The 18,829-nt window shown below is 70.2% G+C and carries 19 protein-coding genes; 6 read left to right on the top strand and 13 right to left on the bottom strand.

Annotated features, from left to right (window positions below; translation table 11 throughout):
• Window positions 1-201 precede the first annotated feature (201 nt).
• The 3 genes from lon to VFW66_02805 all read left to right on the top strand — a co-directional run bounded on the left by lon (window position 202) and on the right by VFW66_02805 (window position 4,909).
• Complete coding sequence (gene lon, locus VFW66_02815; GenBank protein ID HEX5385613.1) at window positions 202-2,778, top strand: endopeptidase La; 2,577 nt, start codon at window positions 202-204, stop codon at window positions 2,776-2,778.
• Between the two features lie 150 nt (window positions 2,779-2,928).
• Window positions 2,929-4,119 carry a histidine kinase gene (locus VFW66_02810; GenBank protein HEX5385612.1) on the top strand — a complete coding sequence of 397 codons (1,191 nt, stop codon included), beginning with the start codon at window positions 2,929-2,931 and terminating at the stop codon, window positions 4,117-4,119.
• Complete coding sequence (locus VFW66_02805; protein HEX5385611.1) at window positions 4,100-4,909, top strand: response regulator; 810 nt, start codon at window positions 4,100-4,102, stop codon at window positions 4,907-4,909. The genes VFW66_02810 and VFW66_02805 overlap by 20 nt, the downstream gene beginning before the upstream one ends.
• A gap of 6 nt (window positions 4,910-4,915) precedes the next feature.
• Here the strand turns inward: VFW66_02805 and VFW66_02800 are convergent, their stop codons facing one another.
• From VFW66_02800 to VFW66_02765, 8 genes are read right to left on the bottom strand one after another with little or no spacing between them, the layout of a single operon-like run.
• A complete protein-coding gene (locus VFW66_02800) occupies window positions 4,916-5,200 on the bottom strand; it encodes a metal-sulfur cluster assembly factor (GenBank protein HEX5385610.1) in 285 nt (94 codons plus the stop codon).
• On the bottom strand, window positions 5,197-5,430 hold the full coding sequence (locus VFW66_02795) for a DUF2249 domain-containing protein (protein ID HEX5385609.1): 234 nt from the start codon (window positions 5,428-5,430) through the stop codon (window positions 5,197-5,199). Before VFW66_02795 ends, VFW66_02800 begins: the two co-directional genes overlap by 4 nt.
• 44 nt (window positions 5,431-5,474) lie before the next feature.
• Window positions 5,475-6,380, bottom strand: a complete 906-nt coding sequence (locus VFW66_02790; GenBank protein HEX5385608.1) for a DUF2249 domain-containing protein — start codon at window positions 6,378-6,380, stop codon at window positions 5,475-5,477.
• Entirely contained in the window at window positions 6,377-7,711 is a 1,335-nt protein-coding gene (locus VFW66_02785) for a hypothetical protein (GenBank protein HEX5385607.1), read from the bottom strand. Before VFW66_02785 ends, VFW66_02790 begins: the two co-directional genes overlap by 4 nt.
• Window positions 7,708-8,835, bottom strand: coding sequence for a P-loop NTPase (locus VFW66_02780; protein HEX5385606.1), 1,128 nt, complete (start codon window positions 8,833-8,835; stop codon window positions 7,708-7,710). Before VFW66_02780 ends, VFW66_02785 begins: the two co-directional genes overlap by 4 nt.
• Window positions 8,832-9,194 (bottom strand): DUF488 domain-containing protein, encoded by a 363-nt coding sequence (locus VFW66_02775; protein ID HEX5385605.1) that lies wholly within the window; start codon window positions 9,192-9,194, stop codon window positions 8,832-8,834. Before VFW66_02775 ends, VFW66_02780 begins: the two co-directional genes overlap by 4 nt.
• Complete coding sequence (locus tag VFW66_02770) at window positions 9,191-9,397, bottom strand: DUF542 domain-containing protein (protein HEX5385604.1); 207 nt, start codon at window positions 9,395-9,397, stop codon at window positions 9,191-9,193. The genes VFW66_02775 and VFW66_02770 overlap by 4 nt, the downstream gene beginning before the upstream one ends.
• On the bottom strand, window positions 9,394-9,903 hold the full coding sequence (locus tag VFW66_02765) for a heavy metal-responsive transcriptional regulator (GenBank protein ID HEX5385603.1): 510 nt from the start codon (window positions 9,901-9,903) through the stop codon (window positions 9,394-9,396). Before VFW66_02765 ends, VFW66_02770 begins: the two co-directional genes overlap by 4 nt.
• Before the next feature lie 173 nt (window positions 9,904-10,076).
• Here VFW66_02765 and VFW66_02760 point away from each other — a divergent pair, with 173 nt between their 5' ends.
• The gene (locus VFW66_02760; protein HEX5385602.1) at window positions 10,077-12,125 is read left to right on the top strand and encodes a pyrroloquinoline quinone-dependent dehydrogenase; all 2,049 of its coding nucleotides are present in this window, start codon (window positions 10,077-10,079) and stop codon (window positions 12,123-12,125) included.
• 4 nt (window positions 12,126-12,129) lie between these two features.
• Here the strand turns inward: VFW66_02760 and VFW66_02755 are convergent, their stop codons facing one another.
• Window positions 12,130-14,613 carry a zinc-dependent metalloprotease gene (locus VFW66_02755; protein ID HEX5385601.1) on the bottom strand — a complete coding sequence of 828 codons (2,484 nt, stop codon included), beginning with the start codon at window positions 14,611-14,613 and terminating at the stop codon, window positions 12,130-12,132.
• 141 nt (window positions 14,614-14,754) lie between these two features.
• On the opposite strand from VFW66_02755, the gene VFW66_02750 reads away from it, so the two are divergent.
• Window positions 14,755-15,084: an EthD family reductase gene (locus tag VFW66_02750; protein ID HEX5385600.1), complete on the top strand. Its 330-nt coding sequence runs from the start codon at window positions 14,755-14,757 to the stop codon at window positions 15,082-15,084.
• On the opposite strand, the gene VFW66_02745 is transcribed toward VFW66_02750, so the two are convergent.
• The 4 genes from VFW66_02745 to VFW66_02730 form a co-directional block, all read right to left on the bottom strand.
• A complete protein-coding gene (locus VFW66_02745; GenBank protein HEX5385599.1) occupies window positions 15,077-15,406 on the bottom strand; it encodes a hypothetical protein in 330 nt (109 codons plus the stop codon). The genes VFW66_02750 and VFW66_02745 overlap by 8 nt on opposite strands.
• A gap of 46 nt (window positions 15,407-15,452) precedes the next feature.
• Window positions 15,453-16,163, bottom strand: coding sequence for a helix-turn-helix domain-containing protein (locus tag VFW66_02740; protein HEX5385598.1), 711 nt, complete (start codon window positions 16,161-16,163; stop codon window positions 15,453-15,455).
• Window positions 16,164-16,229: 66 nt separating this feature from the next.
• Window positions 16,230-17,165 carry a hypothetical protein gene (locus VFW66_02735; GenBank protein ID HEX5385597.1) on the bottom strand — a complete coding sequence of 312 codons (936 nt, stop codon included), beginning with the start codon at window positions 17,163-17,165 and terminating at the stop codon, window positions 16,230-16,232.
• A 359-nt stretch (window positions 17,166-17,524) separates the two neighbouring features.
• The gene (locus tag VFW66_02730) at window positions 17,525-18,412 is read right to left on the bottom strand and encodes a site-specific DNA-methyltransferase (protein HEX5385596.1); all 888 of its coding nucleotides are present in this window, start codon (window positions 18,410-18,412) and stop codon (window positions 17,525-17,527) included.
• Between the two features lie 93 nt (window positions 18,413-18,505).
• Between VFW66_02730 and VFW66_02725 the strand changes: the two genes are divergently transcribed.
• Window positions 18,506-18,829, top strand: a 324-nt coding sequence (locus VFW66_02725; GenBank protein HEX5385595.1) for a hypothetical protein, incomplete at its 3' end; no start/stop codon positions are given.

Raw genomic sequence — 18,829 nt, 5'->3', positions numbered from 1 at the left:
CAGCGCGTACTTCGCGGCCCGACATTTCAGGTATCTCAGGCCTTCGGCAGCACGAGGCAGGGGAACCGAGCCGCTCCGTAACTTGTTTAGGGGCAACAGCGAGTCGGCCCCCATGCATGGCACGCTGGATGCTTCGAGGGGCCGGCTCGCGTTTCATGCGTCATCCCGCCCTGCGAGGGGCATTGAGGAGCGATAGACAACATGGCTGAACGGCTGACCCTGCCGGTCCTCCCCTTGAGGGAGGTCGTACTCTTCCCTGGCGTCACCGCCCCCATCGGGGCCGGTCGGCCCGCCACGCTGCGCGCCATCGAAGCGGCACTCACCACGCCCGAGCGGCTGGTGTTCGCCGTGTCGCAGCGCCAGAACGTGGAGAGCGTCACCCCTGAAGCGTTGTACACCATCGGCACCATCGCGCGCATCGGGCAGATGCAGCGCGGGCTTTCGGGCATGCAGTTGCTGCTCCACGGCGAGCGGCGCGGGATCGCGCTGCACTACGGCGAGAAGGACGGCTACCTGCAGGCCGTGGTGCGCGATGCCGAGGAGCTATTGCCGCTCAACGCAGATGATGCGGCGTTCGTGGCCCTCCATCGCGAGGCGCGGCTTCGGGCGGCGGAGCTCGGGCAGAAGTCCGGGTTGCCGGAGGAGGTCGTCCAGCAGGTGCTGGCCGGCGTCAACGAGGCCGGGCGCTTTGCCGACCTCGTTGCCGGCTACATCGACATCACCCCGCAGCAGCGGCAGCAGCTCCTCGAGACTCTCTCGGTCGAGGAGCGGCTCCGGCGCGTGCTGGTGCACGTGCAGCGGCAGATCAGCCTGCTCGACGCGCAGGAGGACATCAAGTCGCAGGTCCAGGAGGAGCTGGGCGAGCGGCAGCGGGAGATGTTCCTGCGCGAGCAGTTGAAGCAGATCCGCAAGGAGCTGGGGGAGGACGAGGAGGGGAGCAGCGAGTTCGAGGAGCTGAAGCAGAAGCTCGAGGGGCTCGACCTCCCGGCCGAGGCCCGGAAGGAAGTGGACCGCGAGCTCGGGCGGCTCAGCCGGATCGGTCGTGAGTCGATGGAGTCGCAGGTCATCCGGACCTTCCTCGAGAACATCGCGGAGCTGCCATGGAACGTGCGCACCCAGGACCACCTGGACCTGCGCGAGGCCCAGCGCATCCTCGATGAGGACCACTATGCGCTAAGCGACGTGAAGGACCGGGTGCTCGAGTTCCTTGCGGTGCGGCAGCTCAGGGGCGCGGCGCGGCGCTCCGCCAGTCACGCCGAAAGCGACGAACCCGCCACCGACGGCAAGGGTGACGAGAAGGCCTTGAAGCACGATGCCGAAGTCGCGGCGGGCGAATCCACGGACACGCCGGTGGCCACCGCCACGGTGCCCGAGCCCAACCGGCCGGTCGCGGGCAACGAGGACGACAAGGTCTCCAAGGGCCCGATCCTGCTCTTCGTCGGACCCCCGGGCGTCGGCAAGACGTCCATTGCCAAGTCGATCGCGCGAGCGATGGGGCGGAAGTACGTCCGCATCTCGCTCGGCGGCGCGCGGGACGAGGCGGACATCCGCGGCCACCGGCGCACCTACGTCGGCGCCATGCCCGGCCGCATCGTGCAGGGAATGAAACAGGCCGGCACCAAGAATCCGGTCTTCCTGCTCGACGAGGTCGACAAGCTTGGCATCTCGTTCCAGGGCGACCCGGCGAGCGCGCTCCTCGAGGTGCTCGACCCGGCCCAGAACGATTCGTTCGTGGACCACTACCTCGGCGTGCCGTTCGACCTGAGCGAAGTGCTGTTCATCTGCACGGCCAACTTCATCCAGAGTATCCCGGGTCCGCTGCTGGACCGGATGGAGACGGTGGAGTTCTCCGGTTATACCGAGCGGGAGAAGCAGCAGATCGCGCGGCAGTATCTGATCCCGCGCCAGTTCATGGAGAACGGTGTCACGCCGGATCAGCTCGAGATCACCGACGAGGCATTGGCGGAGGTGATCACCGGCTACACCCGCGAGAGCGGGGTGCGGCAGCTCGAGCGCGAAATCGGGCGGCTCGCGCGGAAGGTGGCGCGGAAGATCGCCGCGCGCGACGTCGAGCGGCTCACCGTCGACAAGGCGATGGTGGATGATCTGCTCGGGCGGCCGCGGGTACACCCCGAGAAGGCGGCGCGGGAGGACGAGGTCGGAGTCGCGACCGGGATGTACTACACGCCGACGGGCGGTGACATCATGTTCGTCGAGGCGAGCACGATGCGCGGCAAGGGCGAGCTGGTGCTCACCGGCCAGTTGGGCGACGTGATGAAGGAATCGGCCCGGGCGGCGTGGACGTACGCCCGCTCGCACGCCGCCGCGCTTCAGATTCCGGACGAGATGTTCGACCGCGACATCCACGTCCACGTGCCCGCCGGCGCCATACCGAAGGACGGTCCCTCGGCCGGCGTCACGATGGCTTCGGCCATCGTCTCGGCGATGAGCGGCCGCGCGGTGCGGCACGACATCGCGATGACGGGCGAGATCACGCTTCGGGGGCGGGTGCTGCCGATCGGCGGCGTCAAGGAGAAGGTGCTGGGCGCCGTGCGGGCGGGGATCACCCGGGTCATTCTCCCCAAGGAGAACGAGCCTGACCTCGAGGATCTGCCGCAGGAGGTGCGCGACAAGCTCGACGTCTTCCTGGTGCAGGAGCTGGGCGAGGTGCTGGCGCTCACGCTCAGGGGAGCGTCGTTCCGCGAGGGACGGCTGCTCTTTGGCGACGAGGTCAATCCGCGGGACGTGGTGCCGCTCTCGCAGGGGTTCCGGCACTAGGCGTCGCAGGGAAACGCCGCCGCGAGGGCGCGATTGCGCAACGGGCTCCGCCGCCAGGCGGAGCCCGTTGCGTACCCGCTCGTCCCGCCGCCGTCCCGCTCATCCCGGAGGCCATTGCCGGGGCCGCGCGCGGCCGGTAGAGTCGACGGCGTGACCCACGCGCGCGTGCAGCAGTTCCGTCTTGCCGGCGAGGGCCCGGCCTTCTGGCTTGGCGCGCTCGCGATCTGGACGGTGCTCGGCACCCTCTCATTCTCCTACCGCTATCTCGACGACCTGACACGGGACCACGCCGGCACGCTCGGCATGCGGATGCTCGAGGAGTTCACCTCGGCGTACGTCGGGGTGGTCCTGATTGTCGGAGTGGTCTGGCTGGCGCGCCGCCACCCGCTCACCCGCGCCACCTGGTACAGGGCCCTGCCGGTGCACGCGGCGGGGTTTGTCGCCTTCACGATCGCGTTCACCACGCTCCGCTGGGCCAGCCGCAGCGCGCTCGCGCCGCTCGTCGGCCTCGGCCCATACGACTACGGCCGGTTCCCCACCCGCTTCTTCATGGAGGCGCAGAACGACGTCATCTGCTACGCCCTCGTGCTCGGCGCGCTCGCGCTGCTCGACGCGCACCGGAGCCGCCGGGCGCGCGAGCGGCGGGAGGAGGAACTGCGCCGCCACCTGGTGGAGGCCCAGCTCCGGAATCTCCGGCTCCAGCTCCAGCCGCACTTCCTGTTCAACGCGCTCAATACGATCTCGCAAACCATGTATCACGACCCCTCGGCGGCCGACGAGATGATCGGCCATCTGGCCGAGCTGCTGCGCCAATCGCTGCGCACGACGCAGACGCAGGAGGTACCGCTCGCGGAGGAGCTGGAGCTGCTCGAGTGCTACGCGGCCATCATGCGGGCCCGCTTCGGTGACGACCTCGCGATCGTGATCGACGTGGCGGCCGACACGCTCGGGGCGCTGGTACCCTCGGTCCTGCTGCAGCCGCTGGTGGAGAACGCGGTGCGGCATGGGAACGCCACGCGCGTGGGTCGCGGCCGCATCGACGTGCGCGCCTGGCGCGAGGGCGGGCAGCTGGCGCTCGAAGTCGAGGACGACGGCGCGGCGAGCGAAGCCCGCGACGGCGCCGATGGCGCGGCGGCGGGAGCGGCGCGCACGACACCTGGAGTCGGGCTCACCGCGACCGCAGAGCGGCTCACGCTGCTCTTCGGCAGCGATCACGAATTCCGCGTGGGGGCCGTGCCCGGCCGGGGCTTTGTCGCGGAAATGCGCCTCCCGTTCCGGCTGGCGCCTGCTGCCACACTGGACCGCCGGCCGCTCGCACCGCATGCGCACGCTGATCGTTGACGACGAAGCGCCGGCGCGCCTCAAATTGCGCGCACTGCTCGGCGCGGAAGCGGACGTCGATATCGCGGGCGAGGCGAGGAACGGCGCCGAGGCGGTGGAGCTCGTGCGGTCCACCAAAGCGGACCTCGTGTTCCTCGACGTGCAGATGCCGCTGCTGGACGGCTTCGGTGTGGTGGAGCAGGTGGGTCCCGAGGCGATGCCCCCGGTGGTGTTCGTGACGGCATTCGACGAGCACGCGGTGCGCGCCTTCGAGGTCCATGCGCTCGACTACTTGCTGAAGCCGGTCACACCGCAGCGATTCCGGAGCGCGCTGGCGCGCGTGCGAGCGCACCTGGCGCAGCGCTCGGCGAGCGATGCGGCCGCCACCGTCGAGCGACTGCGGGAGCTGCTGGCTGGCGCGGGGCGGGGCGGCTATCTCCGGCGAGTGATGGTGCAGGATGGACGCCGCGCGCTCCTGCTCCCCGTCGAGCAGATCGAGCGAATCGAGGGGGATCGGAACTACGTTCGGCTGCACGCAGGCGCAGGCGCAGGCGCGGGCGCGGGGGCAGGCGGGGCCGCCGTGGCCTACATGCTCCGCGCCACGCTCGGTGAATTCGAGCGGCGGCTCGACCCGCAGCAGTTTCTGCGGATCAACAAGGGCGACATCGTGCGGCTCGACGCGATCCGGGAACTGCACCCCTGGTCGCACGGCGACTACCGCATCGTGCTCGCGAGCGGCGCCACGCTCACCTGGAGCCGGCGGTACCGGAGCCGTGGCGGCGACGCGTTCGGCCCCGGCGCGCGGTGCTGAGGACGCCTACACCCGTGCGTTGCGGTCGATCATTCCCGGATGCCAGGCCGGGTCCCACGCGAGCCGCGTTTCCACCGTCTGGATGCCTTCCACGGTCAGGGCGGCCCGGCGAATGCCGTCCGTGATGATGCGTTCCATGGGGCACCCGGGCACGGTCAACGTATGGACGATCCGTGCGGTCCCGCCGTCGATTTCCATCTCGTACACCAGCCCCATCGTGACGATATCGAGCCCGACCTCGGGATCAATCACCGTGGCGAGCGCCCGGCGCAGGTCGTCGAGTCGGGTCATCGCCGCGTGATCCGAACGCGCCAGACCTCCGGCCCCTCCGCCTCGTACAACCAATCGAAACTCTCCGGCCGCTCCGCCGCGAACTGGTAGCGAAGCGGACGGGGGTCGTGGTCGTTGATGATCACCAGCGATTGCCCGCCGGAGAGGTCGTCGAAGGCACGGAAGATGGCCGGGTGCTTTTCGCGAGGCGGAATCAGGCGAACGTCGAGTTCGAGCGTTTGAGCTGACATTGATATGGTTCTCCCAAATGAAAAGAAGTGGAGTCGTGTCGTGGTCACGTGGCGCGGCGGATCCGCACGAGCACGCGGTCCTGCCGGGTCTCATCCACCTCGAAGTCGAACCCGCGCTCCACCAGAATGGGAAGCAGGAAATGCGGCACGCGCGCGTTCACCTGGACGAGCGTGTGACCTGCGGGAAGGGTCTCGAGGGCGGTGAGCGTGTGGAGCATCGGTTGGGGCGGCTCGAGGTTGCGGACGTCGAGCCAGACCATGTCGCCGGGTAGCTCCTGCGGGCCTGGCGTGGTCGGAGCGCGCGGAGGCGGCTCGCCGACAGCGGCTGCCGGCGCGGGCTCCGCCTCGGCGCCGCCCGGGCGCGCATTGTTCTTTGCCGGGCGCCAGAACCAGACCGACCAATCCCCAGCATCATCGGCGCCGGCCTCGTGGACGAGGCCGTGCTTCGCGAGTACGGCGTAAAGCGGTACCGGCTCGAAGATCGCGCGCACCCGGAGTACCTCCTCCGGGCCCAGAGCGCGCACCGCTCGCATGATCGTCGCGAACGGCTCGCGGCCGGCGCGAAGATCTTCCCGCACGTCGACCACGACGACGCGCCGCCCGCCCGGGTGGCGACGCTCCGGGGGCTCGGCGCTCGCTGCGCGTGCCCCGGAGTCCGAGCCGTCGAGCGGAGTTGGGGGTGCGGCCGGATTCCGCCCGGCCGGCGTCGAGCCGATCCCGAGCGCCGCGTTCAGCTCCGCCGCCAGTCCCGCGGCGCTCACGTGGGCCATCCGGGCCGCCTGCTCGACCGTGACGAGGCGCGCCATGACGCGCCGCATCGCGGGAATCCGGAGCTTGGCGAAATGGGGTGAGTGGCGGGCGAACACCTCGACCAGCGTGTCGTCGCGCGCGAGCACGTCGCTCACGCGGTCGGTGGGAGCGATCGGGCGGGGGGCTGAGGGGGTCTTCATGCTGGCGCTCCCCTGCCGGCCCTGGTGGGTACGCCGCCGAGTGCCAGGGGCGCGGACGCGGGGCGGCCGAGTACCACGCGTGCGAGCTGCAGCGCGAAGACGAGCACACCTGCGAGGAGCAGCACCGCGCCGCATCGGGCCGCATGCACCGAGCCGGCGAGGATTCCGCCGGTCAGCAGAACGATGGCGGCGGTCATGAGCCCGAGTTGCACGAGCGCGAGGCGCGCCGAGTAGAGCTGCGCTACGGCCGGCACAGGCTGCCTGCCCATGCGGTCGCGGAAGCGAGCCGTCCACGCGAGCAGCGGCACGATCTTGTAGAACATCCCGGCGACATAGAGCACGACCCCTCCGAGGAGTCCCACCGCAACGTACGCGGTGGCCACGCGTGCGAGCGGGCCCGCCCCCGCAAGCGCGGCCGGCCCGAGGACGGCGCTCACGGCGAGAAACGCCAGGGCGACCGCGGCGAAGCGCAACCCGACATCGATGTCCCGCCGCATGCGTGCGTGATAGAACGCGCCGGCCTGCCGGAGGAAACACGCGAGCCCGCCCTCGAGCAGCAGGGCGCCGGTCCAGACCGGGATTCGCCGGCCGGTCACGAGGCCGGCGCCAAGGACCGCGACGCCGGCGGCGAGGAGCGCGAGCGCGCGCCGCGTCCAGCGCGTGTCCGCGCCATGCGCCAGCAGGAACATCGGCAGCAGGCGATGCGAGATGCCGACGATCATGATGAGGACCCACCCCACGATCGCGACGTGCAGGTGCGTGGCGAGCACGCGGAGGCGGGTCGCCGCGATGAACCCGGTGTGCAGGTTGTGGAGCAGCAGGATGCCGAGCCCGAGCGTCGAGGCGAGGAATGTGAGCGCCAGCGCAACGGCGGCCCAGGTCACGTCGCGGGTCCGGGCACGCGCCAACGACGCGGCGAAGTTCGCTCCGGCGAGCACGACGCCGGTGCCCACGAGGGTGATGCCGGCGTGTCGCAGCGTCATCCCGCCCGTCGCGATTCCCACGGCGAAGAGTGCCACCCCCGGCACGAAGGTCCAGAAGCCGGCCTGCGCCACCACGACGGAGCGCACCGGAACGCCGAGCGCCACCGGCAGGAACTGGTAAAGCGCGCCGAAGATCGCCGTCGTGAGCCAGCCGAGCGTGAAGAGGTGCGTAACGCCCGCGACTCGCGGGTTGAGGTACGCGCCCGCCGCGAGCGCGGGCGCGATCCACACGACGCCGGCAGCCCCGGCCAGGAGGTAAAGCGTCGCCGCCGCGAAGTGCTGGCCCGCGAGTCGGATCGAGGCGGGAGCCGGGGTGAGCACGCCCGGCGATTTCGCGGCGCTCGTCATGCCGGCCCCCCGGGTGCGGCGTCCGGGCGCACGTGGCGCCACCCGAGCCCCGCCGCGACGCCGTGCGCGACGGCTTCGAACGCGCCGGCCGCTGCGCTCGTGGGGCGCGCAATGACCGTCGGCGTGCCGGCATCGCCTTCGGCGACCATGCCCGGATCAAAGGGCACCTCGCCCAGCAGCGGCACCGCGAGCTCATTCGCCAATGTCGGGCCTGCGCCCCGCCCGAACGCGCCGGTCATGTTCTCCACCACGCCGAGCACCGTCACGTCAAGCGCGCGGAACATCTCGGCGGCTTTGCGCGCCTCGGCGGCGGCGACGCGCGGCGGCTGGGTGACGATCACCGCGCCGGAAAGCACGATGGTCTGCGCCAGACTGAGCGGCACGTCGCCGGTGCCCGGCGGCAGATCGATCACGAGCACGTCGAGCTCGGGCCACGCGACCCCGCGCGCGAACTGGCGCACCGCCTTGGACACCATCGGCCCGCGCCAGATGGCGGGCGATCGCTCGCCGAGAAAAAAGCCGAAGCTGATGAGCGGCAGGCCGTGCGCCTCGAGCGGCACGATGTGCTTCTCGGGGCTCAGGCGCACGCGGCGAGCGCCGTCCTCGATGCCGAGGAGCATGGGAAGGCTCGGACCGTAGATGTCCGCGTCCAGCAGCCCGGTGCGCAGCCCTTCGCGCGCGAGCACCACGGCCAGATTGGCCGCAACGGTGCTCTTGCCCACGCCGCCCTTGCCGGCGCCGACCGCGACCACGTGCTTCACCGCGGCCAGGCGCACCTGGTCCGCCCACGGATCCCGGCCGCCGGTGCCCCCGCGCGGCGGCTCGGCACCCGGCGGCACGATCTCAACGGCCACCGCGGTCGCGCCGATCGCTTGCAGGGCCGCCGTGATGCTCTCCCGGAGCTTCAGCGGCGTGCCCGCGTCGTGGGTGCGGACCGCGAGCCGCACCTTCGCGCGCCCGTCGCAGACGCTCACGTGTTCCACCATTCCGAAGGAGACGAGATCGCGGCTCAGGCCCGGATAGCACACGTGGCGCAAGGCATCGCGCACGCGCTCGCTTGTGAGCGCCGGCTCCGGCGCCGGGCGCTGGCGATCGTCCGGTCGAGCAGCGTCCCGCTCCGTCACGACGGCCCCCGCCGCGCCAGGTATTCGCGAAGCGCGAGCGCCGCATTGTGCTCGGTGTCCCGCGCGCCGTACACCAGCGTCACGGGCCCGTGGCGCGCCGCCTCCCGGAGCGGCGCGAGGGCCTCGTCGTGCGCGCGCAGCTCGGCGAAGTAGCGACGCTTGAACTCCGCCCACTTCGCCGGATCGTGGCCGAACCACCGCCGGAGCGCCGGGCTCGGCGCCACGTCCTTGAGCCATGCGTCCAGCCGCAGATCGGCCTTGCGAACGCCGCGAGGCCAGAGACGCTCCACGAGAAACCGGCGGCCGTCCGCCCGGTCCGGCGCCTCATAGGCGCGCTTCAACCGGAACTCGCGCGTCATGTCCCCTCGGCCGCCGCGCGGACAGCCGTACACAGCACGTCCGGGTCGATCCCGTCGCGGCGAGCGGCCGCCTCAACGCTGACGGACCCGCCGCAGCACGGGTCCACGCCGAAGCGCTGGAAGACGGCGCGGGTCGCGGGGTAGCGTTCGATGATCTCATGCACCGTTGCACTGCAGTCCAGAACTCGCGTGTTTGTCGTCATACTTTGCTCCTCGCATGCGTGTCAGGGGTGTTGCGGGCGCCCGGACCAGGCGCCCGCAGCGCCGTGTCGGCGAACGCCGTTTCGTCCAGCGGCCCGAGCGCATCCATCAGCGGGCAGTCGCCGGTGGGGCCGTGGGCCCGGCAGCGGCCCGCCAGGTGCGCAAGCGCGCGCCTGATCCGGTCGAGGTCGCGCATCTTCTCGTCGATCTCGTGGATCTTGCGCGACGCGCGCGCCTTCACGTCGGCCGCCGTGGTGTGCGGATCGAGCCGGAGCGCCAGCAGCTCGGCGATTTCGGCCAGCGTGAACCCCAGCTCCTGCGCGCGCCGGATGAAGCGGAGGCGGTCAAGCGCCGCGGGCGTGAACTCGCGATACCCCGAGCTCCGCCGGGCGGCGGCCGGCAGCAGGCGGCGGCGCTCGTAGTAGCGGACCGTCTGGACGCCGACGCCGGCGCGGCGCGCCAGCTCGCCGATGGTCATGTTCCGGTTGCGGGTTGCCGGTTCCGTCATGGTGCCTCTCCGTTCGTTCCTCAGCATAGACCTTGTACCGTGGTATAGAGTCAAGGGCCGATTTCCGCGCCATCCGCGCGACTGGTCCCGCCCCGGTCCCGGTCGTCCCGGATCGCTTGGCCCCCCACCCGGCCGCCGCTATCGTGTGCGGCAGCACTCACCGGAAGGCTTCCGTGATCCGTTCGCCGATCGCCGCCGCGCTCGCCGCACTCGCGATGCTGGCCGTGCCCGGCCTCGCGCTCGCCCAGCAACACCCCCCGGAGGCAGCGGCGCCCGCGGCCGGCTCAGCGGCGGCCGCCGGTGACTGGCCCGAATACGGGCGCGACGCGCTCGGCAGCCGGTGGTCGCGCCTCACGCAGATCAATCGCGAGAACGTTCAGCGCCTCGTGCCGGCATGGCACATCCATACCGGCGAGTCGGATCCTGAGCACGCAGCCAAACATCGGACGTCGTTCGAGTCCACGCCGGTGGTGGCGAACGGCACGATGTACGTCACGACCCCGACGGGCCGAGTCCTGGCGCTCGAGCCGGAGACCGGGCGCACGCGCTGGACGTTCGATCCGCACATGGACCGTTCGATACGATTCGGGGACTTCGTCAACCGTGGTGTGAGCACGTGGACGGATCCGGAGGCGAGGCCGGGCGCCGCATGCGCGCGTCGAGTGTACGACACCCCGATTGACGGGCGACTCATCGCGCTCGACGCGGTCAGCGGCAAGCCATGCGCGGGATTCGGAACGGGGGGGACGGTCGACCTGCACCGGGGGCTCCGCAACGCGCCGTACGAGCCCGCGGAATACGAGGTCACGTCCCCGCCCGCCGTGGTGAACGGCGTCGTCGTGGTGGGCTCCGCCGTCTCGGACAACAATCGCGCCCATGCGGCGAGCGGCGAGGTGCGCGGATACGATGCGCGCACCGGCGCACTGCGCTGGACCTGGGATCCGGTGCCCCAGCGTCCCGACGATCCGGCATACGCTACCTGGCAGGGCGCGGGCGCTCATCATACCGGTGCCGCGAATGCGTGGTCCGTCATCGCCGGCGATCCCGCCCGGGATCTCGTCTTCGTGCCGACCAGTTCGCCGAGCCCCGACTACTACGGCGGCGAGCGGCTTGGCAGCAACCGGTACGCCAACTCGGTCGTGGCGCTCCGCGCGTCGACCGGCGCGCTGGTCTGGGCATTTCAGACCGTACATCACGATCTCTGGGACTACGACAACGCGGCGCCGCCGGCGCTGGTGACGGTGCGGCGCGGCGGCCGCGATGTTCCGGCAGTCGTGGAGGCGACGAAGACGGGCATGCTCTACGTGCTGAACCGGGAGACCGGCGCGCCGCTCTTTCCCGTGGAGGAACGGCGGGTCCCGCCGAGCACCGTGCCCGGCGAGCGCGCGTGGCCCACGCAGCCGTTCTCCACCCTCCCGGCGCTGAGCCCGGGGCGGCTCGATCCGGACAGCGTGTTCGGCCTCAACGGCGCTGACCGCGCCGCCTGCCGCGCGATGGTGTCGGGGCTTCGGAACGAGGGGATCTTCACGCCGCCAAGTTTCGATGGGACGGTGGCACTGCCGGCGAACGTTGGAGGCGCGCACTGGGGCGGTGTTGCGTACGATCCGGGGCGACAAATCGTGGTGGCACCGGTCAATCGAATCGCCGCGGTGGTCCAGCTCTTTCGTGCGGAGACGGTGCCGGAGGACTCGCTGCGCGCCACCGGCGAGCGGCTGGGCTACGAAACCACGCGCATGCGGGGCACGCCGTACATCATGCGTCGGCGATTGCTGCTCGCGCCGTCCGGGATTCCGTGCACGCCACCGCCGTTCGGCGCGCTGGTCGCCGTCAGCCTCGCAACGGGCAAGAAGCTGTGGGAGGTGCCGCTCGGCTCGCTGAACGGATTCCTCCACCCGGCACCCGCGGATTCGGCTGCGCTCGCCGGGCTCGGCTCGCCCAACCTGGGCGGTGCGATCGCGACGGCGGGCGGCCTCGTGTTCGTCGCGGCGACGCTCGACCGCCAGCTACGCGCCTTCGACATCGAGACCGGGCGCGAGCTCTGGCATGCGTCGCTCCCGGCCGGCGGCAAGGCGACGCCGATGACATTCGAGGGACGCGACGGGCGACAGTACGTCGTGATCGCGGCCGGCGGCGACGGCGAATACTTCGGGAGCGGGGATGACGTCCTCGCGTTCGCGCTGCCGCCGGCGGGTTCCGACCCGAGGGGAGTCGGCGCCGAGTAGGGAGTTACGGAAATTGGGCGCCATCCCCGAACGGATCGCCCGGCGGTGCGGGAAGCGGCGCCGCCGACGGCAGCCGCCGGTCCTTCTGCCAAGCCGCGATCTCGGCGGCGATCGCCTGCCAGTGGGCGCGGCCGAGCACCGAAGCTGCGGTCCCGCCTCCCGTCGCGCGACCTCGCGCCGCGGCCTCGCCGTGGAGCGTGCCGAGCGTGAGCTCGACCGTGGCGCGGACATCGGGCGCGGCGGCGGTATCGGCGGCGAGCTCGAGGAGGCGGCCGACCAGGACGCGTTGGACGGCGCGGCGGAGCCCGGCGTCGCGCGGATTGCGGTCGGCCCGGGTATCCCACACACTCCGCTTCACCTGGGCCAGCAGCTCCGGGAGGCCGAGCGCCGCGGGATCGTGGGCGGACTGCTGCACAAGGCGCGCGAGCCGCTCGCGCTGGAGGATTGGGTCGAGGATGAGCCCGGCGAGCGTGGCCGCCGCACCGAACTCGTCGAACTCGGGCCTGGTGCGCGACGCGAGCAGCTCGCTCGAGGTGTCGTAGCCGAACGGGCGCGGCCCGAGCAGTGTGAGAATCGTGTCCGGGATCGCGAGCTCGGCCGGCTGAACGGCGGCGAGGAGCTGCGCGAGCGCTGCCCGCTGCCGCGCGCCCGGCACGGGCCGCGTCGCCTGCTGGCCGTCTCCCGCGACGGCGTTCTGGTACTCGACCCCGCCGATCGTCTTGGCGGCCGACGACGCGGCGAAGCGGTGGAAGAAGTAGAGCCGCGCGAAGCGCTCCTGCAGCGTCGCCACCGGCTCGCCCGGGTGGATGCTGGCAAGACCGAAGCGGCGCATCGCGGCGCGGCGGACCGCCATCTGGCGGGCGAGGAACTGCTCGGGCGTGGCCTCGTCGTCCCAGAGGCTCACCCGCGGGTCGCTGGCATAGTCGGGCCGCGCGTCGTCGTCGCTCAGGAAGAGCAGTCCCTCGCGCAGCCCTTCGGCCACGATGGCGCGGAGCGAATCGGCCTCGTGCTCAGGCGGGAAGATGCCGTAGCCCCAGCGGACGGAGAGGACGTCGTAGTCGCCAGGCCCGGTGGCGTAGGGGTCGCTCACGTCGATGTCGCCCTTCTCGTCGAGCGTCACGCGCGGCGCCGGATAGTCCATCACCGAGCCGCGCCCCGGAGTCGCGGCGCCGTAGGTCGACGCGATGTAGTTATGCGCCATGCCGAGCGTATGGCCGATCTCGTGGGCGGTCACCTGGCGCACGCGGCCGAGCACGAAGTGCGTATCGGCGGCGGTCTCGGCGCCGGCGAGTGCCGCTACGATGCCGTACGACGTGCGCCCGCGGTGTGAATCGAGCCGCGCCATCCCCTTGATCATCTCGCCGGTGCGCGGGTCGATGAGCCCGCCGCCGATGCTCCAGCCGATCTCGTTCCGGTTTTCCCACTGCACCACGTTGTAGCGGATGTCCATGGGGTCCACGCTGTCCGGGAGCAGCTCCACGCGGAAGGCGCCTTTGAGACCAGCCTTGTCGAACGCCTGCGTCCAGAAGCGCGCGCCCTCCAGCGCCGCAGTGCGGAGCGGCTCGGGGATGCCGCGGTCCACGTAGTACACGATCGGGTTCCTGATCGGGCTCGAGGGATCGGCCGGGTTCACCCGCGTCAGGCGATGGCGCGCGATCCAGCGGCGCACGAGCGGCTGGTCTACGGGCTGGGCGTAGTCCTTGAACGTGATGCCGAAGTAATTCATGCGCGGGTCGAGCTCGCGCGGCCGGTAGCCGCTGTCGGGCAGCTCGGTGAGTGTCACGTGCTGGCGCAGGGTGAGCGAGCGGCCGTCGGGCGCGATGGCGGAGGCGATATGCCCGGGGCGGTCGCGCGCCTCGAAGGTGAGCGCGGCCTCGAGCTCGGTGTTCCTGGGGAACGCGCGCGTGTCCGGCTCGTAGATGTACGAGCGATCGCGCGAGAGGACGTACGCGCCCTGCTTCGCATCGGCCAGCGCGCCGGTCACGTCGATCCAGTCGTGGATCAGGAAATCGGTGGCGTCCACCAGCACCCGCCCGCCTTCTTCCGCCGCCAGCGGCAGCGCCGCCACCGCGCTGGGCGCGAACGCCTCGGCGACCGACCGCGCGTGCGCCGGGTTATCGGTGAAGCTGCTCCGGTAGTTCCAGTTCTCGAAGATCACCACCTGCTTGCGTCCGTGTGGCTCGAAGCGGGCGACGTTGCAGTTGCCCGTGGCGCCGCGGTCTAGCCCCACCGGATTCGAGCCGAGGCCGGCGGCGAGGGTGACGCAGTCGAGGAGGCGGATGCCGTCGCGCGGGAGCTCGAGCAGGAGCTGGCCGGTTTTCGGGTCGAGCACGAACGGCACGAAGCCGTCATGCCGCACGAGGCCGGCGGTGCGCGCCGCGATCGTGGGGAGCGGAGCCGGCGGCGCCTGGGCGGGTGCGGCCGGCGCGGCCGGATTCTGCTGCACGGCGAGTCCCGCGGCGGCGAGCGCGAGCGCGGCCAGCATCATGGCGACGAGCACCTCGAGTGGGGAGTGAGTGGTTGCGGCGCGCCGTGCGGGTAGCGCGTGCCGCCGGACGGCCCTACGCTTGGGGGCCCGCCGCGGAAGGCCGCGGCCGGGCTGGTCCTTCACCCTCGGAGGAACGCATCAATGCCGACCCCGCAAGCTGCCGTCGTCGTCCTCTACAACGCGCCGCGCGATCCGGCGGCCTTCGAACGCTACTATGCGGCCACGCACATCCCGCTGGTCGAGCGACACGCGAAGGAGATCGGCTTTACCAGGGCAGAGCTGGTGAAGTTCACGGGTGGATTGGACGGGTCCGCGGCGCCGTACTACCGCAAGGCGGAGCTCTGGTTTCCCTCGGAGGACGCGCTGCGCAAGGGGATCGGCACGCCGGGATTCCAGGCGGTGGCCGGAGACCTCGCCAACTTTGCGACGGGCGGCGTGCTCGCCGCGATCTCGGTGGAATCGCCTAGCTGAGCGGACGCCGCGCGAACGCCGCCTCGAGCGCCGTGATCATCCGCTCGAGGCGGGTCATCGCGGGCTCGTCGGGTGCGGGGCCTGAACCGATCCAGACCGCGGCCTCGCGGGCGATCGCCTTCACCTCGGCAAGGCCGCACGAGCCGGCCGAAGCCGCGAGTCCAAGCAACAGCTCCTTGAGCGAACCAGCGGCGCCCGCGGCATCGCGGCCGAAGCTCGCGATAGCGCGGCGCAACTCGGCGAGGTGCTCGGGCGCCTTGGCGACGCAGTCGAGATGCGACTGGCGCCTCAAATTGGCCTGATTGGCCGTGGCGTTCATCATAGGGACCTCACGGGGGAGTGAGCGCTCCGAACCGGCGGGAGCCGTGCTAGACGGAGCTTCGCCAGCGCTCGAAGGTCAGCCGGGCCGACGCCACGAAGGCAGGCGCGGTGCTCCAGTGGCCATGGACGTCCGAGTCCTTCCGATAGGCGAGCACCGCACTCCGTTCATCCACGATACAGACGATCGGCGTTCCTGGCCAGTCAAAGGCTGTTCCCGCGGGGCCGCCGGGGCGCGGCTCGACGGCGCGGACGGCAGCAAAATCAAGGCTTGCCGGCCCGGTCGAGAGGAGCGCAATCGCGGCGCCGGCCCCCGCGGCGCGCCGGAGCACAGGTGCCAGCAGCGGATACGCCTCCGGCGGCGCGAGCAGCCACACGCTCCGAGTAGCCCGGGCAACGTCGTGCGAAATGAGCTGAAGGACCGCGCGGGGAGAGGAGACCTCGACCACGGTGGGGGGCGCCGGCACCGCGAGCGCGTCGAGATCGGCGCTCAGCCGGTCGAGGGCCTGGCCGTGCTCGTTGGCGATGCGCCCGACGAGCGCCGTCGTATCCTCGGGCTGGTAGCGCTTGGGGCGGCCGCCTTCTACGCGCGCCGCGCCTTTGGTCACGAGCCCCTCGAGGGCGCTGTACACGTTGGCGCGGGCGAGCCCCGCTGCACGCGCAATGGCGTACCCGGTGCCGGGGCCGCCCGTGAGCAGCACCTCGTAGACCAGGCTTTCAGTGGGAGTAAAGCCGAACGGGGTGAGATCGATTCGCGGCATGTCCCGTAGTTTGAGATGCTACGCCGCGTGGGTCAAGCTCCGAGGCCGATCACGTCCTGCTGCTGATCACGCGTATTCGATGTACCAGCCGAGCAGCTTGGCGATGAGTGACAGGCGGAAGGTTACGTCCGCCTCGCGCTCGTCCTGGCTCTTGGGGTCGACGAGCAGCGGATACCAGTGGTAGGTGATCTTATTGAGCGCTTTCGGCTGACTGCGCAGCGCCTTGGGCGACCAGACGCCGCGTTCGTCGCAGTCGCGGAGCAGGCGGGCGAGCACGCGAGTGGCCACCGGTGCGGTGTGCAGCGCACCGATGCGCGCGAGCAGCTCGATGTAGTAGAGCGCGAGCGGAATGTCGGCCGCCATGCCCTTGGAGTCGGCCACGATCGGGTCGCCCAGGAGCAGGTGGGCCGGCTTCACCAGCTTGCGGCCGAGCTGTACGGCGAACGCCTTCTTCGGCGCGGGCTGCGCGAGATAGTGGCCGAGCCGCTCGGTGAAGCCCGCCCGCTCGCGCTGCAAGTTCGGCATCGCGGCGATCATTGCGACCGAGTACCAGCTTGGCGGGTGCGCCTCGGGGTGGAGCACCATTGTGGCGCCCGACTTGGTGAAGGGTCGCTCGGCCAGCGGGCTCCGGAGAAACTGGGATATGCCGTTCGCGATGCGATGGCCCGAGCCGCGGAGCCGCGGGTCCTCGCCATGGCCCGCCTCCGCAAGGGCGGCGGAGGCGGCCTCGCGGATCTGTTCGCGCACCCACTCGCCGGCGGCCGGCTCGGCGGCCACGAGCTTCTGCGATTCGAAGAGCAGGGCCGGGTTTTCGTCTCGGCTCAGGAGGCGGAAAAGGATGCGGTCCGCCAGCTTGAACCGGCGATCATCCAAGGGCCATGCGAGCTGGAGGAGCCGGCGGTACTGAGGAATGGTGCCGACGTCCTTGATTCCCTGCGCCGCCGAAGGGGCGAGGCCCAGGAGATTCCCGCCCCAGACGCCGGTGTCTTTCTGCTTCTTCACGACCGCGAGAGCGGCCTTGGAGGTGAGGATGGCGGCCCCGGCAGCCTGGAGGGCTTCGGGCGGAGCGTATCCTTCGGGCGCCAGCTCGCGGTAAGTCCGGTACCGGATCGACGCGCCCCCGTGCTCAACGAGCCACGCGAGCGGAATCCGGTGCTGGTTTGGCAGTTCCAGAGGCGCTCCGGGGCGACGATGGGGCCCGAAACCGATGGCCGGGGATTAAACGGGCGCAAAGATACTCGGGGACTTGGAGTTACGCTACTCGGCCCGGCTCGGCAGCCGGGGATGGGTGAGCTATGAGGCTGAGCGGCAGGGAGTTAGATACGCACCCACGGCTGGCGGCGGCGTTTGGCTAGTCCGTCTCAACCGCCGAATGTGATCTCGATGCCGGCCTGGAACTGGCTGAACCTCTGCTTGAGCTGATCGAAATAGTAAGGCTCGATTTCGTAGCCGACGCTCGAACGATAGGCCTGAATTGCTCCCTGGGTCGTGCTGCCAGACCCGACAAAGGGGTCGAGGACGGTATCGCCGACGAAGGAGAACATGCGGATCAGCCGGTAAGCGAGTTTGACCGGGAAAGGTGCCGGGTGGCCCTTCTGACCGCTGGCGCCCGGAATGTCGGTCCAGATCGATCGGAACCACGCTGCATGGTCGTTCTTGTCTATCAGGCTCAAGCGACGCTGCTCTTCAGTCGGACTACGGTACGCCCCGGGCTTTCGGAAAAGAAGGACGTATTCCACGTCATTCTTGATGATAGCGTTGGGTTCATACGGCTTTCCGAGAAATGCCGCTCCGTTCCCTTCGACCTCGGTGACGGCGTTCGCGATCTTATGCCATAGAATCGGGGTCAAGTAGTCGAACCCAATCCTGCCGCAGTGCGAGGCGATGTCAGCATGGAGAGGAACTACACGATGACGCCCCCCCGACTTGCGGGGTAGACACACATCGCCGACGACCACGCAAAGCCGGCCGCCCGGGACGAGCAGGTCGAAACAGCGCCTCCAGACCTTCGCCAGCTCAAGTTGGAACCGCTCGTAATCTTGGACAGCGCCGAGCTGAGCTGGTCCGGCCGTTCCCTCGTAGTTCTTCAGAGTCCAATAAGGTGGAGAAGTGACAACCAGATGTAACTTCCGACCCGCATCCAACTCAAGCATGGATCGCGCATCGCCGAGGTAGAGCTCATGGCGGGTCCCAAGAAGGGCCGGGCGCGCCGCAAACGCGGCGTCCCGCTCCGCGAATTTGCGCGCCACCGTGGGCTCCCGGCTACCGACTATCTTCCGCATGCGCCACAATATAGTGCTTTCCACCAAACCTCGAGTACCCAATTCACGCGAGATGATCGAGTGACGCTCGAAGACGTAGTGGACGCGGTCATGCTCAGGCCCGTGCAGTCACCCGATCGGCTCTTGGCCCTGGCGAATTATGTAAAGGCTCAGCTCGCAGAACACGGTCTGCCGAACGCATCTGGCGGCACCGGCGGTGAACTTTGCGTTCCCGGCCTCGCGCGCCAGAAAAACTGGGACGTTGCGTATGAGTTTGCGGGAAAGTACCGCCTGCTGATTTCTCTCAAGTCGATGTGGAGCAACGCGGCTGGCACAGTTCCGAACCGAATCGACGACCACATGGGCGAGATCGCGAACGTGCAACAGCTCCATCCGGAAATCGTC

Source organism: Gemmatimonadales bacterium (assembly GCA_036279355.1).
Classification (GTDB): Bacteria; Gemmatimonadota; Gemmatimonadetes; order Gemmatimonadales; family GWC2-71-9; genus DASQPE01.
Note: the sequence above shows the minus strand (reverse complement) of the source record. Positions and strands in the feature narration are given on the sequence as shown.

Bases quoted from the DNA above. Each gene is read 5' to 3' on its own strand.
- VFW66_02805 (HEX5385611.1), top strand. From the start codon at position 4,100: ATGCGCACGCTGATCGTTGACGACGAAGCGCCGGCGCGCCTCAAATTG.
- VFW66_02770 (HEX5385604.1), bottom strand. From the start codon at position 9,397: ATGACGACAAACACGCGAGTTCTGGACTGCAGTGCAACGGTGCATGAG.
- VFW66_02800 (HEX5385610.1), bottom strand. From the start codon at position 5,200: ATGACCCGACTCGACGACCTGCGCCGGGCGCTCGCCACGGTGATTGAT.
- lon (HEX5385613.1), top strand. From the start codon at position 202: ATGGCTGAACGGCTGACCCTGCCGGTCCTCCCCTTGAGGGAGGTCGTA.
- VFW66_02795 (HEX5385609.1), bottom strand. From the start codon at position 5,430: ATGTCAGCTCAAACGCTCGAACTCGACGTTCGCCTGATTCCGCCTCGC.
- VFW66_02755 (HEX5385601.1), bottom strand. From the start codon at position 14,613: ATGATGCTGGCCGCGCTCGCGCTCGCCGCCGCGGGACTCGCCGTGCAG.
- VFW66_02740 (HEX5385598.1), bottom strand. From the start codon at position 16,163: ATGCCGCGAATCGATCTCACCCCGTTCGGCTTTACTCCCACTGAAAGC.
- VFW66_02790 (HEX5385608.1), bottom strand. From the start codon at position 6,380: ATGAAGACCCCCTCAGCCCCCCGCCCGATCGCTCCCACCGACCGCGTG.
- VFW66_02775 (HEX5385605.1), bottom strand. From the start codon at position 9,194: ATGACGCGCGAGTTCCGGTTGAAGCGCGCCTATGAGGCGCCGGACCGG.
- VFW66_02785 (HEX5385607.1), bottom strand. From the start codon at position 7,711: ATGACGAGCGCCGCGAAATCGCCGGGCGTGCTCACCCCGGCTCCCGCC.
- VFW66_02745 (HEX5385599.1), bottom strand. From the start codon at position 15,406: ATGATGAACGCCACGGCCAATCAGGCCAATTTGAGGCGCCAGTCGCAT.
- VFW66_02750 (HEX5385600.1), top strand. From the start codon at position 14,755: ATGCCGACCCCGCAAGCTGCCGTCGTCGTCCTCTACAACGCGCCGCGC.
- VFW66_02765 (HEX5385603.1), bottom strand. From the start codon at position 9,903: ATGACGGAACCGGCAACCCGCAACCGGAACATGACCATCGGCGAGCTG.